This window comes from Clostridium sp. ATCC BAA-442 (assembly GCF_964239415.1).
Taxonomy (GTDB): Bacteria; Bacillota; Clostridia; order Oscillospirales; family Oscillospiraceae; genus Flavonifractor; species Flavonifractor plautii.
The window spans coordinates 1-18,511 of sequence record NZ_CAXSQB010000016.1 but is presented as its reverse complement, the minus strand read 5'-3'; the positions used below and the strand labels follow the sequence as shown (position 1 = coordinate 18,511).

General features: G+C 47.4%; 18 protein-coding genes and 1 pseudogene. 13 read left to right on the top strand and 6 right to left on the bottom strand.

Annotated features, from left to right (window positions below):
• Positions 1 to 34: 34 nt before the first annotated feature.
• From ACESY8_RS08855 to ACESY8_RS08805, 11 genes are read left to right on the top strand one after another with little or no spacing between them, the layout of a single operon-like run.
• Entirely contained in the window at positions 35 to 1,204 is a 1,170-nt protein-coding gene (locus ACESY8_RS08855; protein WP_195306864.1) for a DegT/DnrJ/EryC1/StrS family aminotransferase, read from the top strand.
• Positions 1,188 to 2,126, top strand: coding sequence for a GDP-L-fucose synthase family protein (locus tag ACESY8_RS08850; RefSeq protein WP_196012036.1), 939 nt, complete (start codon positions 1,188 to 1,190; stop codon positions 2,124 to 2,126). The genes ACESY8_RS08855 and ACESY8_RS08850 overlap by 17 nt, the downstream gene beginning before the upstream one ends.
• A gap of 1 nt (position 2,127) precedes the next feature.
• On the top strand, positions 2,128 to 2,913 hold the full coding sequence (locus tag ACESY8_RS08845; protein WP_195306866.1) for an aldolase/citrate lyase family protein: 786 nt from the start codon (positions 2,128 to 2,130) through the stop codon (positions 2,911 to 2,913).
• Position 2,914: 1 nt separating this feature from the next.
• Positions 2,915 to 3,577 carry an SDR family NAD(P)-dependent oxidoreductase gene (locus tag ACESY8_RS08840; protein WP_196012038.1) on the top strand — a complete coding sequence of 221 codons (663 nt, stop codon included), beginning with the start codon at positions 2,915 to 2,917 and terminating at the stop codon, positions 3,575 to 3,577.
• A complete protein-coding gene (locus ACESY8_RS08835) occupies positions 3,574 to 4,647 on the top strand; it encodes an AroB-related putative sugar phosphate phospholyase (cyclizing) (protein ID WP_498794708.1) in 1,074 nt (357 codons plus the stop codon). The genes ACESY8_RS08840 and ACESY8_RS08835 overlap by 4 nt, the downstream gene beginning before the upstream one ends.
• Positions 4,648 to 4,658: 11 nt before the next feature.
• The gene (locus ACESY8_RS08830; RefSeq protein ID WP_195306868.1) at positions 4,659 to 5,621 is read left to right on the top strand and encodes an NAD-dependent epimerase/dehydratase family protein; all 963 of its coding nucleotides are present in this window, start codon (positions 4,659 to 4,661) and stop codon (positions 5,619 to 5,621) included.
• On the top strand, positions 5,618 to 6,508 hold the full coding sequence (locus ACESY8_RS08825; RefSeq protein WP_195306869.1) for a thiamine pyrophosphate-dependent enzyme: 891 nt from the start codon (positions 5,618 to 5,620) through the stop codon (positions 6,506 to 6,508). The genes ACESY8_RS08830 and ACESY8_RS08825 overlap by 4 nt, the downstream gene beginning before the upstream one ends.
• On the top strand, positions 6,505 to 7,389 hold the full coding sequence (locus ACESY8_RS08820; RefSeq protein WP_196012073.1) for a transketolase C-terminal domain-containing protein: 885 nt from the start codon (positions 6,505 to 6,507) through the stop codon (positions 7,387 to 7,389). Before ACESY8_RS08825 ends, ACESY8_RS08820 begins: the two co-directional genes overlap by 4 nt.
• A gap of 27 nt (positions 7,390 to 7,416) precedes the next feature.
• Positions 7,417 to 9,114 carry a phospho-sugar mutase gene (locus tag ACESY8_RS08815; RefSeq protein WP_412242542.1) on the top strand — a complete coding sequence of 566 codons (1,698 nt, stop codon included), beginning with the start codon at positions 7,417 to 7,419 and terminating at the stop codon, positions 9,112 to 9,114.
• A gap of 17 nt (positions 9,115 to 9,131) precedes the next feature.
• Entirely contained in the window at positions 9,132 to 10,547 is a 1,416-nt protein-coding gene (locus tag ACESY8_RS08810; RefSeq protein WP_412242540.1) for an ABC transporter permease, read from the top strand.
• A 9-nt stretch (positions 10,548 to 10,556) separates the two neighbouring features.
• A complete protein-coding gene (locus ACESY8_RS08805; RefSeq protein ID WP_196012114.1) occupies positions 10,557 to 11,342 on the top strand; it encodes an ABC transporter ATP-binding protein in 786 nt (261 codons plus the stop codon).
• Positions 11,343 to 11,499: 157 nt separating this feature from the next.
• On the opposite strand, the pseudogene ACESY8_RS08800 reads toward ACESY8_RS08805, so the two are convergent.
• From ACESY8_RS08800 to ACESY8_RS08785, 4 genes and pseudogenes are all read right to left on the bottom strand, one after another.
• Positions 11,500 to 12,453: pseudogene (locus tag ACESY8_RS08800) on the bottom strand (IS256 family transposase).
• Positions 12,454 to 12,553: 100 nt separating this feature from the next.
• On the bottom strand, positions 12,554 to 12,811 hold the full coding sequence (locus tag ACESY8_RS08795; protein WP_195307382.1) for a helix-turn-helix domain-containing protein: 258 nt from the start codon (positions 12,809 to 12,811) through the stop codon (positions 12,554 to 12,556).
• Complete coding sequence (locus ACESY8_RS08790) at positions 12,808 to 14,559, bottom strand: type IV secretory system conjugative DNA transfer family protein (protein ID WP_498794707.1); 1,752 nt, start codon at positions 14,557 to 14,559, stop codon at positions 12,808 to 12,810. Before ACESY8_RS08790 ends, ACESY8_RS08795 begins: the two co-directional genes overlap by 4 nt.
• Positions 14,560 to 14,688: 129 nt before the next feature.
• Positions 14,689 to 15,612, bottom strand: a complete 924-nt coding sequence (locus ACESY8_RS08785) for a DUF3991 and toprim domain-containing protein (protein ID WP_196011257.1) — start codon at positions 15,610 to 15,612, stop codon at positions 14,689 to 14,691.
• A 76-nt stretch (positions 15,613 to 15,688) separates the two neighbouring features.
• Between ACESY8_RS08785 and ACESY8_RS08780 the strand changes: the two genes are divergently transcribed.
• Positions 15,689 to 15,955, top strand: a complete 267-nt coding sequence (locus ACESY8_RS08780) for an AbrB/MazE/SpoVT family DNA-binding domain-containing protein (RefSeq protein WP_196011255.1) — start codon at positions 15,689 to 15,691, stop codon at positions 15,953 to 15,955.
• Positions 15,949 to 16,290: a type II toxin-antitoxin system PemK/MazF family toxin gene (locus ACESY8_RS08775; protein WP_196011253.1), complete on the top strand. Its 342-nt coding sequence runs from the start codon at positions 15,949 to 15,951 to the stop codon at positions 16,288 to 16,290. Before ACESY8_RS08780 ends, ACESY8_RS08775 begins: the two co-directional genes overlap by 7 nt.
• 43 nt (positions 16,291 to 16,333) lie before the next feature.
• Here ACESY8_RS08775 and mobP3 read toward each other — a convergent pair whose 3' ends face one another.
• Positions 16,334 to 17,776 carry a MobP3 family relaxase gene (gene mobP3, locus ACESY8_RS08770; protein ID WP_243283834.1) on the bottom strand — a complete coding sequence of 481 codons (1,443 nt, stop codon included), beginning with the start codon at positions 17,774 to 17,776 and terminating at the stop codon, positions 16,334 to 16,336.
• 14 nt (positions 17,777 to 17,790) lie between these two features.
• Positions 17,791 to 18,216 (bottom strand): hypothetical protein, encoded by a 426-nt coding sequence (locus ACESY8_RS08765; RefSeq protein WP_196011249.1) that lies wholly within the window; start codon positions 18,214 to 18,216, stop codon positions 17,791 to 17,793.
• Between the last annotated feature and the right edge of the window lie 295 nt (positions 18,217 to 18,511).

Sequence of the window (18,511 nt, the reverse complement as noted above, 5' to 3'; positions counted from 1 at the left end):
AATATTTGAGCTATGAGACGAAGGGAGAAGCAACATGAAGTACAGTTTATCTAATGATACATGGGGGCAGGAAGAACTGACGGCCATTTCCAAAGTCATAGAGTCAAATAGATTTTCTATGGGTGCATTTGTTACACAGGCCGAACAGGACTTTGCTGCAAAAGTGGGCTCCAATTATGCGGTGATGTGTAGCTCAGGGTCTGCAGCCAACCTTTTGGCTATTGCCGCCATGGTTTATTCAGGAAGGCTCCAAAAAGGAGATGAAATTTTAGCGCCTGCTATTTCGTGGAGCACAACTTATTTTCCCTTGGAGCAACTTGGCTTAAAAACTCGCCTTGTTGATGTGGATGCGCATACCTTAAATATGGATTTGATAAAACTTGAGGAAGCAATTACAGAAAAAACAAAAGGTGTATTTGCGGTCAATCTACTTGGAAACCCAAATGATTTTGAGAAATTGGTTGTATTGTGCAAGAAACATGGACTTGTTTTGATGGAAGACAATTGCGAATCTATGGGTGCATCTTATCAAGGAAAATTTGCAGGAACATTTGGCGTGTTTGGCACTTTTTCAACCTTTTATTCACACCACCTTTGCACCATGGAAGGCGGATTTGTTGTTACAGATGACGAAGAATTGTATCACTATATGCTGTCTATTCGCGCGCATGGCTGGACGCGCAATCTCCCGGCTCAGAGCAAGCTTCACCAAAAAAATGAAAATGAATTTTATGAAAGTTTTTGCTTTGTTGTTCCCGGTTTTAACCTTCGGCCGTTAGAAATGGAGGGGGCTTTGGCCGTTGAACAAATAAAAAAGTTAGATCGATTTGTTGAGCAGCGCAGAGCAAATGCGGAATATTTTAAGTTGCGTATGAGTGAGTTTAGTAAGTTCTATACACAGCAGGCTATTGGGGATGCTTCTTGGTTTGGTTTTGCAATTATTCTGAGGCCACAATATGCTGGTGATAGAGATAAAATTATTAGTATGTTGCATGAATCTGAAATTGAAGTGCGACCTATTGTAGCAGGAAATTTTGCTAGGCAACCCGTGTTTAAATATATGGATGCAACGATTTCCGGCGAACTCGTAAATGCAGATTATGTCCACGATAATGGATTTTTTGTAGGAAATCATTCGGTAAATATGAAAAAAGAGATTGACTACCTTTGCAAGGTGTTGAAGGAATATGAACAAGGAGAATAAGATATATGTTGCTGGCCATACTGGGTTGGTTGGTTCAGCCATTGTTCGGCGACTTTTAGAGGGAGGCTACACCAATCTGCTGTTAAAATCTCATGGTGAACTGGACTTGACTAACCAGTTAGCAGTTAATGAATTTTTTCAGCGAGAGCGGCCAGAGTATGTGTTTATAGCCGCAGGTTTAGTAGGCGGAATAAAGGCCAATTCAGAAGCTCCGGCAGATTTTTTCTTTGTCAACATGCAGATTGCCAATAATTTGCTGTGGGCGGCTAAAAACTGCGCTGTAAAGAAGGTGCTCTACTTGGGTAGCGCTTGTATGTATCCTAAAGAGTGTGAGCAGCCTATGAAAGAAGAGTTCCTCTTAGCAGGAAGACCTGAGCTTACAAATGAAGGTTACGCACTTGCAAAAATCTGTGGAAGCCGACTTTGTAGCTATATGAAAACACAATATGGGCTTGACTTTATTAGTGCGATTCCTGCAAATGCCTATGGAAAAGGAGATCACTTTGACTTAGAAAAATCTCATGTGATTCCAGCTTTGATTATGAAGTACCATCAGGCTAAGGAGAAGGGCCTTAAGCAGATTGATTTGTGGGGATCCGGCGCAGCACTCCGGGAATTTATTCATACAGATGATTTAGCGGATGCATGCTTGTTTCTTATGGAACATTATTCAGGTGTTCAGCCAATCAATATTGGAGTTGGCAGCGAAGTTAGTATCCTGGAATTAGCTTCATTAATTAAAGAAATTGTGGGATTTGAGGGAGATATTGTTTGTGATGCAACAAAACCTGATGGCATGATGCGCCGCATGGTGGATTCTACAAACATTAATCAACTTGGTTGGAGCAGTAGGATTGATCTGAAACACGGACTCGAACTGGTATATCGAGAATATTTGCAACAATTGGAAAGGGGTATATAAAATGAATAAAACCGAAAAAAGAATGCTTGATATTCTGAAAGAATTAAAAAATGAGTACGGTGTTCTTGCAGTAAAAGCAGAGTTTGAGGCAGAGGGCTCTCGAACTGACGAACTCGTTAAACTAAACGAGATTGTATTCCGTGCTGATATGGATATTTTTATTAAGATTGGCGGATGCGAAGCAGTCCGTGACATGGACCAATGCCGTATTTTAGGTGCAGCTGGCATTATGGCGCCCATGATTGAGACTCCTTTTGCAATGAGTAAATTTGTTTCAGCTGCTAAGAAAGTATATGAGGATGAAGTTTCTGATATCGAGTGGATTATTAATACGGAAACAAAGACGTGCCATGAAAATATAGAGCCGATTTTGGACGCCGGAGAGGGCTTCCTAAATACGATTGCCATTGGCCGGGTGGATTTGTCTGGCTCTCTGGGACTGTCAAGGAAGTATATTAATTCTGAAGAACTGTTCACGCTTACTAAGGACCTGGCGCTTCATGCAAGAAACCGTGGCATCAAAGTGGGAATGGGTGGAGGTATTTCCTTTGAGGCAATTCCATTCTTGATTGATATGTATCCGTATATTGACAAATTTGAAACTCGTAAGGTTGTCTTTAAAGCGTGTGATAATGCTACTCAACTTCGCAAAGGCATTTTACTGGCAGTTGAATTTGAAACTCTTTATTTAAAAAACAAGTGTGAGTTCTATGAACGCATGGCGAATGAAGATCGTGAGCGGCTTAAAATGCTCAATGATAGATTGAAAGCAGAACAGGGTAAGTAATATGGTGGCTTTTATAACGGGGGGAAGCCGTGGGATTGGAAAAGCTACGGCTGAATATTTCAAAAATAAAGGATATCAGGTAATTGCACCTACTCGTGCTGAATTGGATTTATCAGATAAGCAATCAGTCAAAGCCTATCTTACAAGGGTAGAGAATACCCCAATTGATACCATTATAAATAATGCAGGAATTAATGACATAAATTGCTTGGAAGATGTAAGTGATGACGAGATGGAGCGAATGCTTCAGATTGATCTTATTGCTCCTATTCTTTTGCTGCGGGGTTTGATACCCAATTTAAAAATGAGCCAGATAGGTAGGATTGTTAATATTGGTTCAATTTGGGCGGTAGTTTCAAAAAAAGGACGTGCTATGTACTCTGCCGCGAAAAATGGAATGCATGGGATCACAAATTCGCTGGCGCTGGAATTGGGAGAGTACGGAATATTGGTTAATACTGTATGTCCGGGATTTACTTTAACCGAACTTACCCGCCAAAATAATACCCCTAAGCAGATTGATGAAATCTCTCAGCAGATACCATTAAAGCGAATGGCCCAACCAGAAGAGATCGCTAGATTTATCTACTTTTTGGGTTCATACGAAAACACGTATATAACTGGGCAGAAAATTAGTATTGATGGAGGCTTCTGCGCACAATGAACACCTTGCTGACAATTAAATCTGCTACCAAAACATATGGGGTTCAGACTGAGGATACGCTTAATTTTATATCTAAATATGCTGCGGCAGAAACATCTTTTTTTGTGATCGATCAAACGGTTTATGACTTATATACATCTGCATTTTCAGAGATTCCGCCTGCAAGACTGTTTTTATTGGAGGCGAAAGAAGAAAATAAAACCATTGAAACTGCGCTTACCATTTGTGAAAAGATTATTGAATTGAATAGTAAGCGCAACACGCGTCTGTTCTCTTTTGGCGGAGGAATTATTCAGGATATAACTGGATTTTTGGCAAATATTTTATACCGCGGCATACATTGGACGTTTGTTCCGACTACTCTTTTGGCAGCCTGTGATAGCTGTATTGGAGGGAAATCATCTCTAAATTATAAGAATTATAAAAACTTACTAGGAACCTTTTTTCCGCCGGATGAAATTATTATTTATGCAGACTTTTTTAAGACGCTTTCTCGTAAAGACTTATTGAGTGGTTTAGGTGAAGTAGTAAAATTCAATATCATTGCTGGCGAAGATACCATGTGCAGTGTTCAGAGAAGCTTGGACAGTTTAATTAACTGCGACATGGCTGAGATTAAAAAATTTATCCAATCCTCGCTGATGTTTAAAAAAACATTTATTGAAGCAGATGAATTTGACAGAAATGAGCGAATTAAGTTAAATTTTGCACACACTTTTGGACACGCAATTGAAGTTTCAAGCCATTATGAAATTCCGCATGGGACAGCAGTCGCTATGGGTGTCATTGTAGCCAATGCGATTTCTGTTAAACGTGGCTTGATGTCCGAAACATTTGCCAAGAAAGTCGAAACAATCATTGCACCTATTCTTGACGAAGATATGAGCGATGCTATATTAAACCCGGAAATTTTAATAGCTGCTATCCGTAAGGATAAGAAACAGGTAAATGCACAAATTACGGCTATATTGTTAGATAGTGATTATAAACTTCATTTATTTTCTGACGTGCAGGCTGATGAAGTTACGGAGGGGTTCCTGCATTTGGCATCGTTTATTAAAAACAAATGAAGGTATGTATTATGGAAAAGCAGTCCAATGTATTAGTTATTGGAAAAGGATTGATCGGCAACAAAATTTATGAGCAGCTGCTTGAACACGGATACCTCAATGTAACCGTGACAACGCATTCGGATCTGGAGCTTTTGAGCCAGGCGGAAGTAAATGCATATTTTGAAAAACATAGGCCTGAGTATGTATTTTTCTGCGCCGTAAAGTCTATTACTGACTTTGAAAGCGGACAGGTAGGCGACGCGGATGAGCTGTATATGAATGTCTTGATGCAGTGCAATATAATTGAGGCTGCACGTGTATATGGCGTAAAGAAGATGATTCTGTTGGGTAGTGCAATGCTTTATCCCTGGAATCTGGGCCAAGAAGAGCCGATGGAAGAGACTTGTCTGGAGAAGTTTAATCTTCCTGGATATAGGCCGCCAATGCACGCAGCAGTTATTGGAAAGTTTGTTGCAATGAAATTGTGCCAATATTATAACAAACAGTATGGTATAGAATTTATTTACTGCCTGCCTTCTCATATTTATGGTGGATTTGCAGGGAGAAAGAATCTTTACCTGTTAGAACGACTCGTTATGGATATATGTGATGCCAAAAGTGAAGGAAAGCATGACCTGTTTCTAGATATTTTTGGAGAAGGAATTTCACAAAAACAGTTTTTGCACGTAGACGATTGTGCGAGTGCTATTATTTGTATAATGGAGCGCTATCATCCTGACGAACTATGTACCATTAATGTAGGTAGCTTCGAAACCTGCTGTTGGAAAAGTATAGTAGAAAATATTCAGGAATTGGTCCATTATGATGGTACAATTCGTTTTAATTCTGATCGAAAAGAAAATATGGCAAATAGGATTTCTTCTGTGGAAAAACTACGGGTACTTGGTTGGACACCTAAGATTTCCATAAAAGATGGCCTGCGACAATTATGCAGTGAGTACCAAAATATTAAAAGAGGAAATTTGGAATGAATGAAATAGATTACAGGAATTTTAATATAATTCCTAATGCAATAGATGAGTTTAGCAAAGAGACACAACTTTCAGTTTATCAAAAAATGGCTGAAGCAAGAATTTTCGAGCAGTTTATTGTGAAAGCCTCCTCCAGTGGGAAATTTAGCATTAAAATACACATGTCGTCGGGACAAGAAGGTGTAGGTGCGGCAATTGGAGAAACAGCGTGGATGTATCAAATTTTTGCCCAGCACCGTGCCATGGACCTATATCTCTCCCTAGGCGGCCCAGTTGATAAACTTAGAGATGAAATTATGTGTCTTGACAGTGGCTGTTGCGGTGGTAAAATTGGTGGTGCGTTTCAATACTTCGGAAATGGACGTAGGCTATATGCTCATACTGGATTTATTGGTGAAAATATTTCTGTAGGGGTTGGCGCCGCGCTTGGCAATGGAGAAAAAACACTGTGCTTCTTTGGAGATGGTGCAGCAGAGGAAGATTATGCACTAACGGCATATGGATTTGCAGCTACACATAAATTACCGGTTTTGTTTATTTGTACAGACAATAATCTATCTGTGCTTTCTCCCAAGAGTAAAAGAAGAAGCTGGAATTTGGTAGAGGTTGCAAAAGGATTTGGGCTACAGGCGCTGGAACTTAGTGATGATCCGTTTACCTTGATGCACTATATCAAACAGTTTGACAACAATCTTCCTGCTTTAATCAACTGCCATGTCTGCCGAAACTATTGGCATGCAGGCGTTGGGGTAGACGGAGCAGCTCCTTGGGATCGCTTTGCAATGATTCGTGAGGAATTGATCAAACGAGGATTTGAGGACGAACTAACAATTATAGATGCGCAAGCAACGAAAAAAATGGAGGAAGCATGGAAACCCTATCTTTGAAAGAAACGATTATGCAGATTACAGAGCAGCACCTTACAAAGAATAACGGCATCTTGCTTGGCGAGTGTGTTTCTGATCCTGGTGGTGTTGCAGGAACAATTCCGAATCATCCTAATGTTATTGATCTTCCCATGACAGAAACTGCTGGTGCAGACTTTGCCGTTGGCTGTGCCATAGTGGGACGGAGACCTATTTTTGTTGTGCGTTTTCAGGATTTTATGCTGATGAATGGTAGCCCATTTATTGCATTTGCCGCTGTATATAAACAGGTAAATCAAATCTCTGCCCCTGTATTTATCAGAGCTCTAGCGAATGACCATTTTGATGCAACTCATTCTAATGTATTGCACAGTATGTTTATGCATTTTCCAGGCTTTCGAGTATGTGCACCAATTACGCCGGGTGAATATCGAGAAGCATGGCAGACATTTATGTCTGATGATATTCCAATGTATGTAAGTGAATACCGCGACACATATGGAGTCACAGAAGAGTTCGAAGATGATTGTGATGAGGAAGCGGATATCAATATTTTCGCTATTTCTGTATGCCGTCTTCATGCAATAAAGGCCAAAGAACTTCTTGCTAAGAGGGGCATTCGAGCAAATGTTATTCATATAATGTGGTTAAAGCCATTTCATGCAATTCAATATACGCATATTATAGAGAAGATCCCATACGGAGTTGTAGTGGAGCCAGGCCGTGAAATTTGCGGTGCAGCCGAACACATTGCATATGAATTGATGACAAAAAATCCTGGGTCAAATATTGCTAGGATTGGTCTGGAAGATGTGGCAAAAACAACCAACCCTAACTATTATAACGAGGTACCGCAGTCTGACAAAATAGTGAAAAAAGTTCTAGATGTGCTTGGCCGCTAAATCCATGGTATTACAAGGGGTTTCGAAATGGAAGAACATTTAAGCTACATTAAAACTGCGAAAGAGCGATATGAGAAATGGTGTAGTTGGGATGGGTTTGACAGGGAAACCAAAGAGGAAGTTCGTTCTCTGGTATCCTGGGATGAAATTTATGACCGCTTTCGTTCAGATCTAACTTTTGGCACAGGTGGCCTAAGGGGAACCATGGGAGCGGGTACAAATCGTATAAATGTTTATACTGTGCGAAAAGCAACAATGGGACTCGCAAATTATTTGCTAAAGCATGCTGATGCTTACAGTGAAGCGAGTGTTGTGATTGCTTATGATTCGCGTAATAATTCTCGGTTTTTTGCTGAGAATACAGCACAAATTTTAAGCAAGAAGGGGATCAAAAGTTACCTTTTTGAAAAAATAACCCCAACACCAGTATTGTCGTATGCAGTGCGGAGACTAAAATGCAGGGCAGGTATTGTTATTACTGCCAGCCATAACCCCAAAGAGTATAATGGCTACAAAGTATACGATGAAACCGGGTGTCAAATAACACAAAAAGCGGCAGACGAAATCTATGCTGAGATTCAACACGTAAATCTTTACAAAGATATTGTTTTAAGTCCGAAGGACACCATTACTGAATTAATAACTTATTTGGATGATGAGGTGTTAGAGGGTTTTTTGGAAGAAGTAAAAAAACAATCAGTATTTGTAAACAGCGAAGCAAAAGCTGATTTGAAGATCTCCTACACGCCACTCCATGGCACAGGATTTTTGCCCGTAACAAAAATATTAAACCGAGATGGATTTAAAAATGTACATGTTGTAGAGTTACAAGCCACCGAGGATGGTAATTTTCCAACAGTTAAATCTCCAAACCCGGAAGAGCGTGGGGCCCTTGAGATGGCAATTCAGCAGGCTGCTGTCAGGAATGATGATATTGTTTTAGGGACGGACCCTGACTGTGACCGAGTGGGGGTTGCCGTATGGCACCGTGGTAAATATCAGCTAATATCGGGAAATCAAATTGGAGCGTTATTGATCGATTTTCTTTTGCAAGTGCATAAACCGACAGAGCGAAACCATGCTATTGTAAAGACAATTGTTACGAATGATTTAGGTGCGGAGATTGCAAAAAAAAATGGCCTTGTGGTAATCAATACGTTAACTGGGTTTAAATATATTGGGGAGCAGATTAATCACTTTCTAGAAACCGGGGCATACAGCTTTTTTATGGGCTATGAAGAGAGCTTCGGCTATTTGATTGGAACTCATGCGCGTGATAAAGATGCAGTTGTTTCGTCCATGCTGATTTGTGAGATGGCTGCGTACGCTAAAAATATAGGAATTACTTTAATAGACTGGATTGAGCGTATTTATTTTGATTATGGATATTATCTGGATGATCTGGAAACATTTACATTAAAAGGCGAGGTGGGAGAAGAAAAAATCCTGGAGATTATGAATGGTCTACGCCAAAACCCGTATAAATGCTTTCCTCGTGCATCATGTGTGATAGACTATAAAAATGGAATTGATGGGCTACCGAGTTCCAATGTTATTAAATTGTATTTTCCAGACCGGTCCTGGGTTGCGGTAAGACCCTCTGGCACAGAACCAAAAGTAAAGTTTTATTATTCGGCATATGGTCAAAACAAGAATCAGGCAGAAAGTAGGTTGGCTGAACTTAAAGATAGAGTTCAAGAAGTCTTAAGGTTATCCAAATTCTGAAAGGACGATCAGATACATTGAGAAATGAATTTCTTTTATATATAATATTTCCGGTAATAAGCATTGCATTGGCTGTTTTAGTATTACACAAGAGAGTTAAGCGCATTTTGCTGTGGTTTTCGATTGCGCTTATTTGGGGCGCATTTTTTTCTGCCGCAGTGGCCAGCACCATTGTTCCACACACAGAACTTTTAACCCTTACTGCACTAGGAACACACAATGAGCAGTCATCTGGTGATCATGTTTTGACAACGGGTTTGTCGGTAAACGGAATATATACACCATTCACTGAGGTCGTAGATGGAAAGTGGGTCTCATACGAAGGAGATTCTAATACGCACGCACTTCACTTTGGGTGGTTTCCTGGAGATGAGAGGCAAGATGAGAGCATTACTCAAAGTATTACTTTCCGTATTCCTGTAGATGAAAACCGGCAGATCCTATTTAATTCCTATCCTTGGAGCGGAATGGTAAGGATTGAAACCGAAACATGGTCACAAGATGTTGACACTTATGGGAAGAGTATGCAAACGGCTATTTCGATACCGAATACTTCTTCTATCAGCACCATGATATCCCGCGAAGCATTTCCACACTATACTCTTATTTTTACTATTATTACTGTGATGATGTTTGCTGCCATATTATTAATTACAGAACAGAAAAGCCTTGAAAAAATAACGAAGTATAAATTTTTGTTTTCTCAGCTTGTAAACCGAGACTTTGTGCTTAAATACAAGCGAACCGTACTAGGCATGCTATGGAGCATGCTTTCTCCTTTTTTTAATTTGATTATTATGTGGTTGGTATTTGGTCAATTGCTCGGCAGTAATATCAACCACTATGCGGTTTATTTGTTTATTGGACAGATAGTATTTTCGTATTTTTCAGAATCCACGAATTTGGGAATGACCGCACTGTTGGATAACTCATCAATTTTTACAAAAGTAAATGTACCCAAATATATGTTCATTTTTTCCAAAAGTGTATCCTCTCTCATTAACTTTCTGATTAATACATGTATCCTTTTTGTGTTTACCCTTTGTGATGGAATACCCATCACATGGAATTGGATTATGCTGATATACCCTGTTGTGATGTTAGTTATATTTAATTTAGGACTTTCTCTCATTTTGTCTGCCTGTTTTGTTTTTTTCAGGGATATGCAATATCTGTGGGGCATTGCGTGCCAGCTCATAATGTGGCTTTCTGCGATCTTTTATTCGATTGATTCCTTTTCACAAATTTCCAGAAATCTTTTTTTGCTTAACCCTATGTATTTGTTTATTCGATATGTCAGAAAAATTTTATTGGAAAATGCGGTACCTTCTATATGGTTTCACTTGCTAATGGCCGGATATGCTGCAGTGGCGATTATACTTGGGTTTGTAATTTACAAGAAAAAGAATCACGAATTTCTGTACTATGTATGAGGAATACCTATGAGTGTAATATTAAAAGTGGAGAATGTGTCTATTCAATACAAGACAGGAGATTTTAAAGACATTGGATTAAAAGAATGGGTCATTAAGCATATTAAAAGGCAGTATAAAGTTGTCAATTTTATGGCAGTAAACCATGTGACGTTTGAACTTGAAGAGGGGGATATGCTCGGCATTATTGGGACCAATGGCTCTGGAAAGTCCACATTGTTAAAGGCGGTTTCTGGAATTATGGCCCCATCCGAGGGAACTGTGTTTGTACAAGGGAATGTTGCTGCATTGCTGGAACTTGGCTCAGGATTTGATGGAAACCTGACTGTGAAGGAGAATGCATATTTACGAGGGGCTCTTTTGGGATATACAAAACAACTGTTAGATGCGGAGTATGAAAAAGTCATTGAGTTTGCTGAATTGAAGGATTTTGAAGGTCGTCCGTTTAATCAGCTATCCTCAGGAATGCAAGCACGCTTGGCTTTTTCCATTGCATCAGCCATTGATCCGGATGTGTTGATTTTGGACGAAGTGCTATCTGTCGGAGATGGAGCATTTCAAACCAAAAGTGCGGAAAAAATGAAGTCTATTATTAATGGTGGAGCTACTACAATATTGGTATCTCATTCTATCGAACAGATCCGGAGTCTTTGCAATAAGATTTTATGGTTGCATAAAGGTCAGCAGATCGTCTTTGACACTAATGTGAAAGGGGTTTGTGATACTTACCAGGCTTTTTTGGATGGGACCCTTTCGCTTGATGAGGTGATTACCATATATGGGACACCTGTATAGCCATATAGGTGAATCGAAGCTAAATGATAGTTAGACTTATAAATATAGTAAGACATCTTTATGATTATTGGTTCTAAGTTGTTATTTGGACTGGTAATAGGGTTTAAGGTGAATCACGGAATGGTCGAAAACGAGTTAGAGTTATGTGAATCGGTGGTCAACCGGCAACGGCGGAGGTGTCCTCCAAGGCAGCCTCCAGGCGCTTCATATTCATGTACTTCTTGTTGCCTCATTGGGTGCCGACCACATGGCGCAGCCGGACACAGACCAACATGAGGGCAGAGTTACCGTCCGGGAAACTGCGCCACCAGCTTCACTTTGGAGTGAGGCGTCACCGAGAACACATTGCGGTAAAGGTGGATCGTACACCGCTGGTACTTGGCTCCAGGGAACACTTCTCCCACGGCTTCCAACATACCCAGGCACCTGTCCCCTATAATAAGTTTTACTCCATCCAGACCGCAGCTGCGGAACCACTGGAAGAAGCTGCCCAGTTGGGCTTGTCCTCTTTCATGCCCTCGGTTGCACCTAAAATTTCCCGGTACCCATCCTCATTAACCACAATTGCCACCTGAATAGCCACATTCTCAAACTCTCCGCTCCAGTTGCGGCGCAGGTAGATCCTGTCCACGTAGACATACGGGTAAAGGCCGCCTTGCAAGGGGCAGTTACACCAATCCTCAATGTGGACATATGCTTTCTTGTTTAGCTCACCTTTGGTTACCGGAGACACCTTGCTGCCCCATAGGGCCTCAGTAATATCCTCTATGCGCCGGACGGATACTCCGGTCAGGTACATCTGGATGAGGGCCTCCTCCACACTGCTCTCCCGGCAGCGATGTCTCTCAATGATGGCGGTCTCAAAGGAGATCCCCTTGAGCTTGGGCACCTTCAGGGTAACGTCTCCGGATGTAGTGGTGAGATTCCGGTTGTAGTGGCCGCTCCGGTACCCCTGGCGCTGCTCATTACGCTCGTACCGGGCAGCCTGAGTCAGCTTCTCTGCCCCGGCCTCCAGCAGCTCGTTGAGTGTCTCCTCTACGCTGCCACGCACAAGTTCCTTGAGCTGCCCCTTGATTACTTCCTCATTCAGCTGTACAATCTTTTCAGGCATGGTTTGCTCGCTCCTTTCAGAATGGTGTGTCGCGACTTCATTCTACCAGACATCTGCAAACCATGTCTTTTTATTTTTGCGAAACTTATTCTACCTGACCCTACCTTATCCAATAACAATTAGAGGTGCGCCCCCCATTCTTGCGAAACCGCACATGCTTCTTCACCCGGCCCCGGCGGATCAGCTCCGCCAGGGCCCGTTTTATTGTCGAGCGGGAGATGCTCAGGTCTTTGGCCATGGTGGCGATGGCGTACCAACTCTCGCCGTCCTTATTTGCCCGGTCGTGGAGGTAAAGTAGCACCAGTTTGGCCTTGGCGCTCAACTCCGGGTCGCCGTAGATCTCACTAAAATAGCTCATGGCGTGGTTTCCCCCTTTTTGGGTGTGCGGTAGTTGTTCTGGCGGGCTGGTACGGGGAATGCCCGGTATATGGCATCGGTCAACTCCGTCTTGCTGGCGTAGTAGACCTTCCGGGCGGCCTGCTGGGGTATCTGGTATGGTTCTCCAAAGGTAATTCCCCATTCCAGGAACAGCCGCAGACGGGCCTGCATGGGATGGGTTCCGGTTTTCATGACGATGAAGTGCCCTTTTGAGATGGACTTGAGCTCGTCCGGGGTCATGAGGGGGCGCTCTATCATCTGGAGGCTCTGGCTGGGGTCGTTCTTTCCCCTGGAGATGGAGCCGCTCAACACGGTGCGGCTACCCAGAGCCTTGGACAGCACTTCGGCGGTCTGGCTGTTGGGGGCGAAGCCGCCGAAGATGGTGTCCTGGCAGTTATCCGTCAGGATCTCCGCCCCCTCCTTGCCGTAGTTCTTCTCCAACTGGGCCAGGGATTGGATGATGGGCACCAGAGTCAGCCGCCGGGAGCGGCCGGCGGAGAACAGGGGCAGAATGTCGAAGGCGGGCATGGTGCCCAGCTCGTCACAGAAAAACACCACCCGGCTGGGCAGCTTCCCGTCGTGTTCATCCGCCACAGAGAACAGCTCCCGACTCAGGGTCTGGATCATCAGCCCAGCCATGAAGTTTTTGGTCTGATCTTCCTCCGGAAGTATCAGGAAGATGGCGGATTTCTTTGCGGCAAAGCTCTCGGCGTCTATGGTGCTGTCGAAGCACAGCACCTGCTCCAGCTCCGAGTCCAGGAAGGTGTTCAGCCGGGAGAGGACGGTGGACATGACGGAGGCCATGGACTGCTCAGCGGCGGTGAGGGCAGAGCCGGAGAACCACTTTGCCTTATGCGTCTCTGGAAGCCGGTCCATGAGAAGCTGGAACTCATTCTTGCCGGGCAGGATGCTGGGGGCCAGGAGCTCCTGCACCAGCTTGAATACGGACACGATATGCCGCCGTTCCCGCAGTTCCCCGTGGATCCTTTTGGGCGGCAAGTACTCTGCCAGCAGCAGGATCACGGCGGTGAGCACGCCCTCCGCCGCGTCGTAAAAATATTGATTTTGTGCAAAGTTCTCCCCATCCGGGTTGATGACGGTCTTGGACAGGATTTTGGCGTACTTCTCCGCCTTGGCCCGGGCGGCCAGGTTGGTGGGCTCCTTCCGGCATACGTCCATGTAGTGGTTGATCAGGGTGAGCAGGTTATAGCCATCTGAGCGGGTGGGGTTCCGAAGATCCACCACCGCCACCTGGTAGCCATAGCAGTCCCGGGCGATGGCCCCATAGTTCCGGGCCAGATCTCCCTTGGTGTCACTGGCAAAGAAGCTCATTCCGCTGGCACAGGCGTATTCCAAATTGGGGTATAGGAAGAAGGCGGTCTTGCCCACGCCGGAGGCGCCGATCATGAGGCAGTGGATGTCATCCGAATCCACCAGGGCCGTGAGCTGCCCCTTCTTTCCGCTACAGCCCAACACCAGCCCCTGTGCGCCTGGGAGGCATTCCCCCCTCCGCCACAGCGCGGTCTGGAAGGGGACGGAGCGGAAGGTCTTCTTGATTTCCCCCGGTGTGGCCCAGCGGGCGGTGCCGTGCTGCCCGTCGCCCACGGTTTTACTCTTGATGCTGTCCAGGCTGCCCCGGCCGGAAAAGGTGGTGGTGGCGACCAGGGCGCCGAATACCACCGCCAGCAGGAGGATCAGCATCCAGGTGTCGTTGTTCACTGCAATCATCCCTTTGTTGTCTGCTCTCTGTGTTTAAATCTACTTCCAGTGTGACCTTCTGGGCGGGCCAAAATGAACCGGCCCCCGGTCCAGCGGTACGGCGTACCCTCCCCCTGGCGGGCGGTACGCCTCTGCGGTCTACATACTCTGCCCCATGGTCATTTCAGGGCCGGTCACAGTCTGCCCTTGCACCAGGTCGTCGTTCCAGTCTTTATGCACAGGGAGCAGGATGCCGCTGTGGTATCCTGCTCCCTGCAATTCTTCTTGGAGACGCCTGGCCGCCGTCTGCCCGGGCTCGTCGTGGTCCAGGCAGAGCACCACATCATGGAGGCGGGTGTTCTGCTCCAGCATCCAGTGCATGACCTGGCCGCCGGTGCCGCACAGGGCCACATAGCTGTGCCCCTGCCAGCCGTCCGGGTACAGCGTCAGAAAGGACAGCATGTCCACGGGCGCCTCGAACACATAGAGCAGGCCGTCCTGTCCCACGTGGTGGAAGCTGTACTGGGGCCTGCTGCCCTCCACGTTGACCTTGAAGGATTTGCCCTGGCTGTTGGTGCTCCGCTTATGGGCGTGGCGGGGGACGCCCTGCTCATCCATGCCCACAAAGACGCAGTTGTGGTATTGGGCGTCCTCATATATCAGTCCGGCCCGGGCGAAGTGGGTGATCACCTCCCGGCTGATGTGGCGCTGCTTCATCAGGTAGGCGTACACCCGGCGCATATCGGTGTGGGGAGGAGGAAGGGCGAAGGGATTGGTCGGCTCCTCCTGCTTTGGCTGCGCGGCGGGATATGCCGCACCCAACTTCTTTCCCAGCAGGAGCTCCATGGCCTCCTGATAGGTTGTCCCGTAGTAGTGCTGAACGAAGCTGACCGCGTGGCCGCCCCGCCGGGCAATATGGTCGTACCATTCGCTGCCCCGGACGGTGATATGGTGCACCCTGGCCAGCCGGGACTCCCGCCCGGAGCGGAGCAGCTTCTCGCCTTGCCGCCGCAGGAATTCCTCCAGATCAACAGAGTTCGCCCGCTCCTTCTGCTCGTCGGTAAAGTGGATATAGGTTCCCATGTGGATTTCACCTCGGATCAAACGGTTGACTTTGGTTTATACTTCGTATATACTCTCAGTAGAGGAGGTGCTGTCCATGTACGCGACAATCCAAAAGTGGGGCAACAGCCAGGGGCTGCGGATCCCCAAGGCGCTCCTGGATGCGGTTGGCCTGAAGGAGCACGACCGGGTGGAGCTGGTGCAGATGGATGATGGCATCAACATCCGGCGTGCCTCTGCCACCCCGCACCGTACCCTGGAAGAGCGTCTCACCGCGTTCTACGGAAAGCACATTGACCAGATCGGCCGAATTGAGGCCGAAGAGCTGGACTGGGGGAAGGCGGAGGGCTCTGAGGCATGGTGACGATTTTTGAACAGGGTGACATCGTCTATCTGGACTTTGATCCCCAGTCCGGCCATGAACAGAAAGGCCGCCGTCCTGCCCTTGTGGTCAGCAACAACCTGTTTAACCGGGTCAGCAACCTGACCATGGTGTGCCCCATCACTCACACAGACCGGGGCCACCCATTCCACCTCTGGCTGGATGAGCGCACCAGGACGGACGGGGTCATCCTGTGTGACCAGGCCCGGATGCTGGATCTGAACAGCCGCCATGCCTCCTTTGTGGAGCGTGCTCCGGAGGACATCTCCGCCGAGGCGGTAGATATGGTCATCAGTTTTCTGGAACCGAAACCGTGATACGAACCGCAAGGGGCTGCCAAGTGAACGGCAGCCCCTTGCTTCACCGCTGATGCTGCTGAGGGGAGCCCTCGTGGTCATCCGCCTTGTGACCCAGGGCCATGCGCTTCTCCCGGAGCATCCGGCGGCGCTTCTTGTCAATGTGCAGGCCGGCTTGGATGGTGTCCGCGGCGGACTGTTCCTGGAAGATGCGGCCCATGTTGTGGAAGAGTTGGAGGACACAGCGGGCAGTATCCGCATGAGATGCCGCCCGCTGTCTCTGTGCTTGCTGATGAGGTATAGCTTTTGGCTGAGAGCTATGCGTCTCCGGCTGTGTGCCGGACGACGCGGGAGGAGTATCCTGCGGTATAGAAGCAGGTTCCTCCGCGCCCGAGCTACGGATTTCATTCTGCCCAAGCTTGAACACCTCCCGGATGACCATGTTGCGCACGGACTTGAACTCCTTCTGCCGGGAGAGGGGCAGGCACTCCGGCACCTGCTCAGAGTAGGTGCGGCAGAGCTCCTCCCGCATCTGGTTCCACAGGTCATAGGCGGCCGCCACACGCTCGTCCTTTGCCAGCTCATCCACGATTGCGTCCACCATTGCCTTGGCTACGGGCGGCAGGTAGCCGTACACCTTTTTGCCCTTGGTGTTCTGCAAGCGACGGGATAGTTCCAGAATCAGCCGCTCCAAATTTTCGTTTTGGAGCTGACCCTGTTCCATCTGCGCAATCAGCTCTGCCATGGTGCGCTCCGCATCCCGGCTCAGGGTATTCCGGTACTCGGTTTTCTGTTCGTAGATGTGGAGCAGATCCTGTTGGAAGATCCGCCGGCCGAAGGCGGACTTCACCTGCTGGATACCCTGCCTGGTGAGGTAGCCCTCCTTGGGATCGGAGGAGAACACCACCATGTGGATGTGGACGCTGCCCTCCTTGCGGTGAAAGGCAGCATACCACCGGAGATGCTCCAGCGGGATTTTGTACCCCCTGGCGATCTCCGGTGCGCAGGCACACACCAGCTCCCGCCAGCTGTCCGCGTCGTTGTAGCCCAGCCGCTCTGCGTCCTCCCGGCGGATGGCCACTACCGGCGTCCACACGCTGCCGGTGTACTTCGCCACCTCCCGGACAGCCTGGGAGAGGTTGCGCACCTTACCATCGGCGCACCACAGGCCGTGCTCGCCGTCCATCTGCACGCCGGGGCGGTGGGACACGTAGTCCAGGTAGTTCTCCATCCGGCTCATGGGCTCCGCGAAGTCCTCCTGCACCTGACGGATGAAGGCATTGGCGTGTTGCATGGTGGGACTTGCTTGGTAGTCCTCGTATTCCAGCAGCTCCTCCGCACCGGGGAAGTCACAGAGGAGGCGCTGAATATAAGCCTGCTGCTTTTTCGTAGCAGGCTGGTCTTGTTGTTCACCCCTGAGCACCTCCACACCGGGGCGGGTGGCGATGTAGCTGGCCCGGTTGGACAGCTTGGCTGTGTCCCTTCCGCCCTTCAGGTAGGGGGACATGAACCGGACGCGGCTCATTTGCCATCAGGAAAGATCTGGCGCTGGAGGTCTAGAGCGTCGTCAAAGCTGATCTTCCCGTTGGTGCGCAGTACCTCATCCACTGCGTAGGCCCGCAGCTCCCGGCGGTTCACCGGGTCCGCCCGGAAGTGGGCGGCCACGGTGTGGCCCATCATATTGACCTCCACGCATAGCTTGAACAGCAAAGTACGCAACCGGTTCTCGTTGTCCGCTAGGGTTCCCCGCAGGGTGTCCACCAAAGCACGGGAGAGGTACTCTGAGGTGTCCTCCGTGGCCAGGTAACCCATGTAGAACCGCAGGGCCTTTTCAATAAATTCACTGCGTGTTTTGCAGTTGTCCTCCTCCAGCCAGCCGTCCATCCGGCGGATCACGCCGGGTGTCAGCCAGACGGCGGTGCGCTTTTTGTTGTCGTGCTCCTCCATTTTCTTCACCTCTGCTTTTTTGCCTGCGACACAGCGGAATTCGCTGGCGCAGTAAGTGTTTATCTGAACCCGACCACCCCAAACGGCCGGAACCTCCCATTCCGACCACCTGGGCTGAAACCCGGGAAAGCCCCGCACTGCGGGGCTTTGTGGCCGGGAGGCGGGCGCTTGCGACCACCTCCCTTTATCCTCGTACTAAAATCAAACGCCCCAAACTGGGGCGAAACCGGCCCCAACGGGGCGGTTTCCCGTCTGGGCGGGGCCCTGGCCCGCCCGCCACCTGAAACCGGCCCAC

What these genes read in the sequence shown, in the direction of transcription:
- ACESY8_RS08855 (WP_195306864.1), top strand. Translation starts at nt 35, where the DNA reads ATGAAGTACAGTTTATCTAATGATACATGGGGGCAGGAAGAACTGACG.
- ACESY8_RS08850 (WP_196012036.1), top strand. Translation starts at nt 1,188, where the DNA reads ATGAACAAGGAGAATAAGATATATGTTGCTGGCCATACTGGGTTGGTT.
- ACESY8_RS08845 (WP_195306866.1), top strand. Translation starts at nt 2,128, where the DNA reads ATGAATAAAACCGAAAAAAGAATGCTTGATATTCTGAAAGAATTAAAA.
- ACESY8_RS08840 (WP_196012038.1), top strand. Translation starts at nt 2,915, where the DNA reads ATGGTGGCTTTTATAACGGGGGGAAGCCGTGGGATTGGAAAAGCTACG.
- ACESY8_RS08835 (WP_498794708.1), top strand. Translation starts at nt 3,574, where the DNA reads ATGAACACCTTGCTGACAATTAAATCTGCTACCAAAACATATGGGGTT.
- ACESY8_RS08830 (WP_195306868.1), top strand. Translation starts at nt 4,659, where the DNA reads ATGGAAAAGCAGTCCAATGTATTAGTTATTGGAAAAGGATTGATCGGC.
- ACESY8_RS08825 (WP_195306869.1), top strand. Translation starts at nt 5,618, where the DNA reads ATGAATGAAATAGATTACAGGAATTTTAATATAATTCCTAATGCAATA.
- ACESY8_RS08815 (WP_412242542.1), top strand. Translation starts at nt 7,417, where the DNA reads ATGGAAGAACATTTAAGCTACATTAAAACTGCGAAAGAGCGATATGAG.
- ACESY8_RS08805 (WP_196012114.1), top strand. Translation starts at nt 10,557, where the DNA reads ATGAGTGTAATATTAAAAGTGGAGAATGTGTCTATTCAATACAAGACA.
- ACESY8_RS08795 (WP_195307382.1), bottom strand. Translation starts at nt 12,811, where the DNA reads ATGAGCTATTTTAGTGAGATCTACGGCGACCCGGAGTTGAGCGCCAAG.
- ACESY8_RS08790 (WP_498794707.1), bottom strand. Translation starts at nt 14,559, where the DNA reads ATGATTGCAGTGAACAACGACACCTGGATGCTGATCCTCCTGCTGGCG.
- ACESY8_RS08785 (WP_196011257.1), bottom strand. Translation starts at nt 15,612, where the DNA reads ATGGGAACCTATATCCACTTTACCGACGAGCAGAAGGAGCGGGCGAAC.
- ACESY8_RS08780 (WP_196011255.1), top strand. Translation starts at nt 15,689, where the DNA reads ATGTACGCGACAATCCAAAAGTGGGGCAACAGCCAGGGGCTGCGGATC.
- ACESY8_RS08775 (WP_196011253.1), top strand. Translation starts at nt 15,949, where the DNA reads ATGGTGACGATTTTTGAACAGGGTGACATCGTCTATCTGGACTTTGAT.
- mobP3 (WP_243283834.1), bottom strand. Translation starts at nt 17,776, where the DNA reads ATGTCCCCCTACCTGAAGGGCGGAAGGGACACAGCCAAGCTGTCCAAC.
- ACESY8_RS08765 (WP_196011249.1), bottom strand. Translation starts at nt 18,216, where the DNA reads ATGGAGGAGCACGACAACAAAAAGCGCACCGCCGTCTGGCTGACACCC.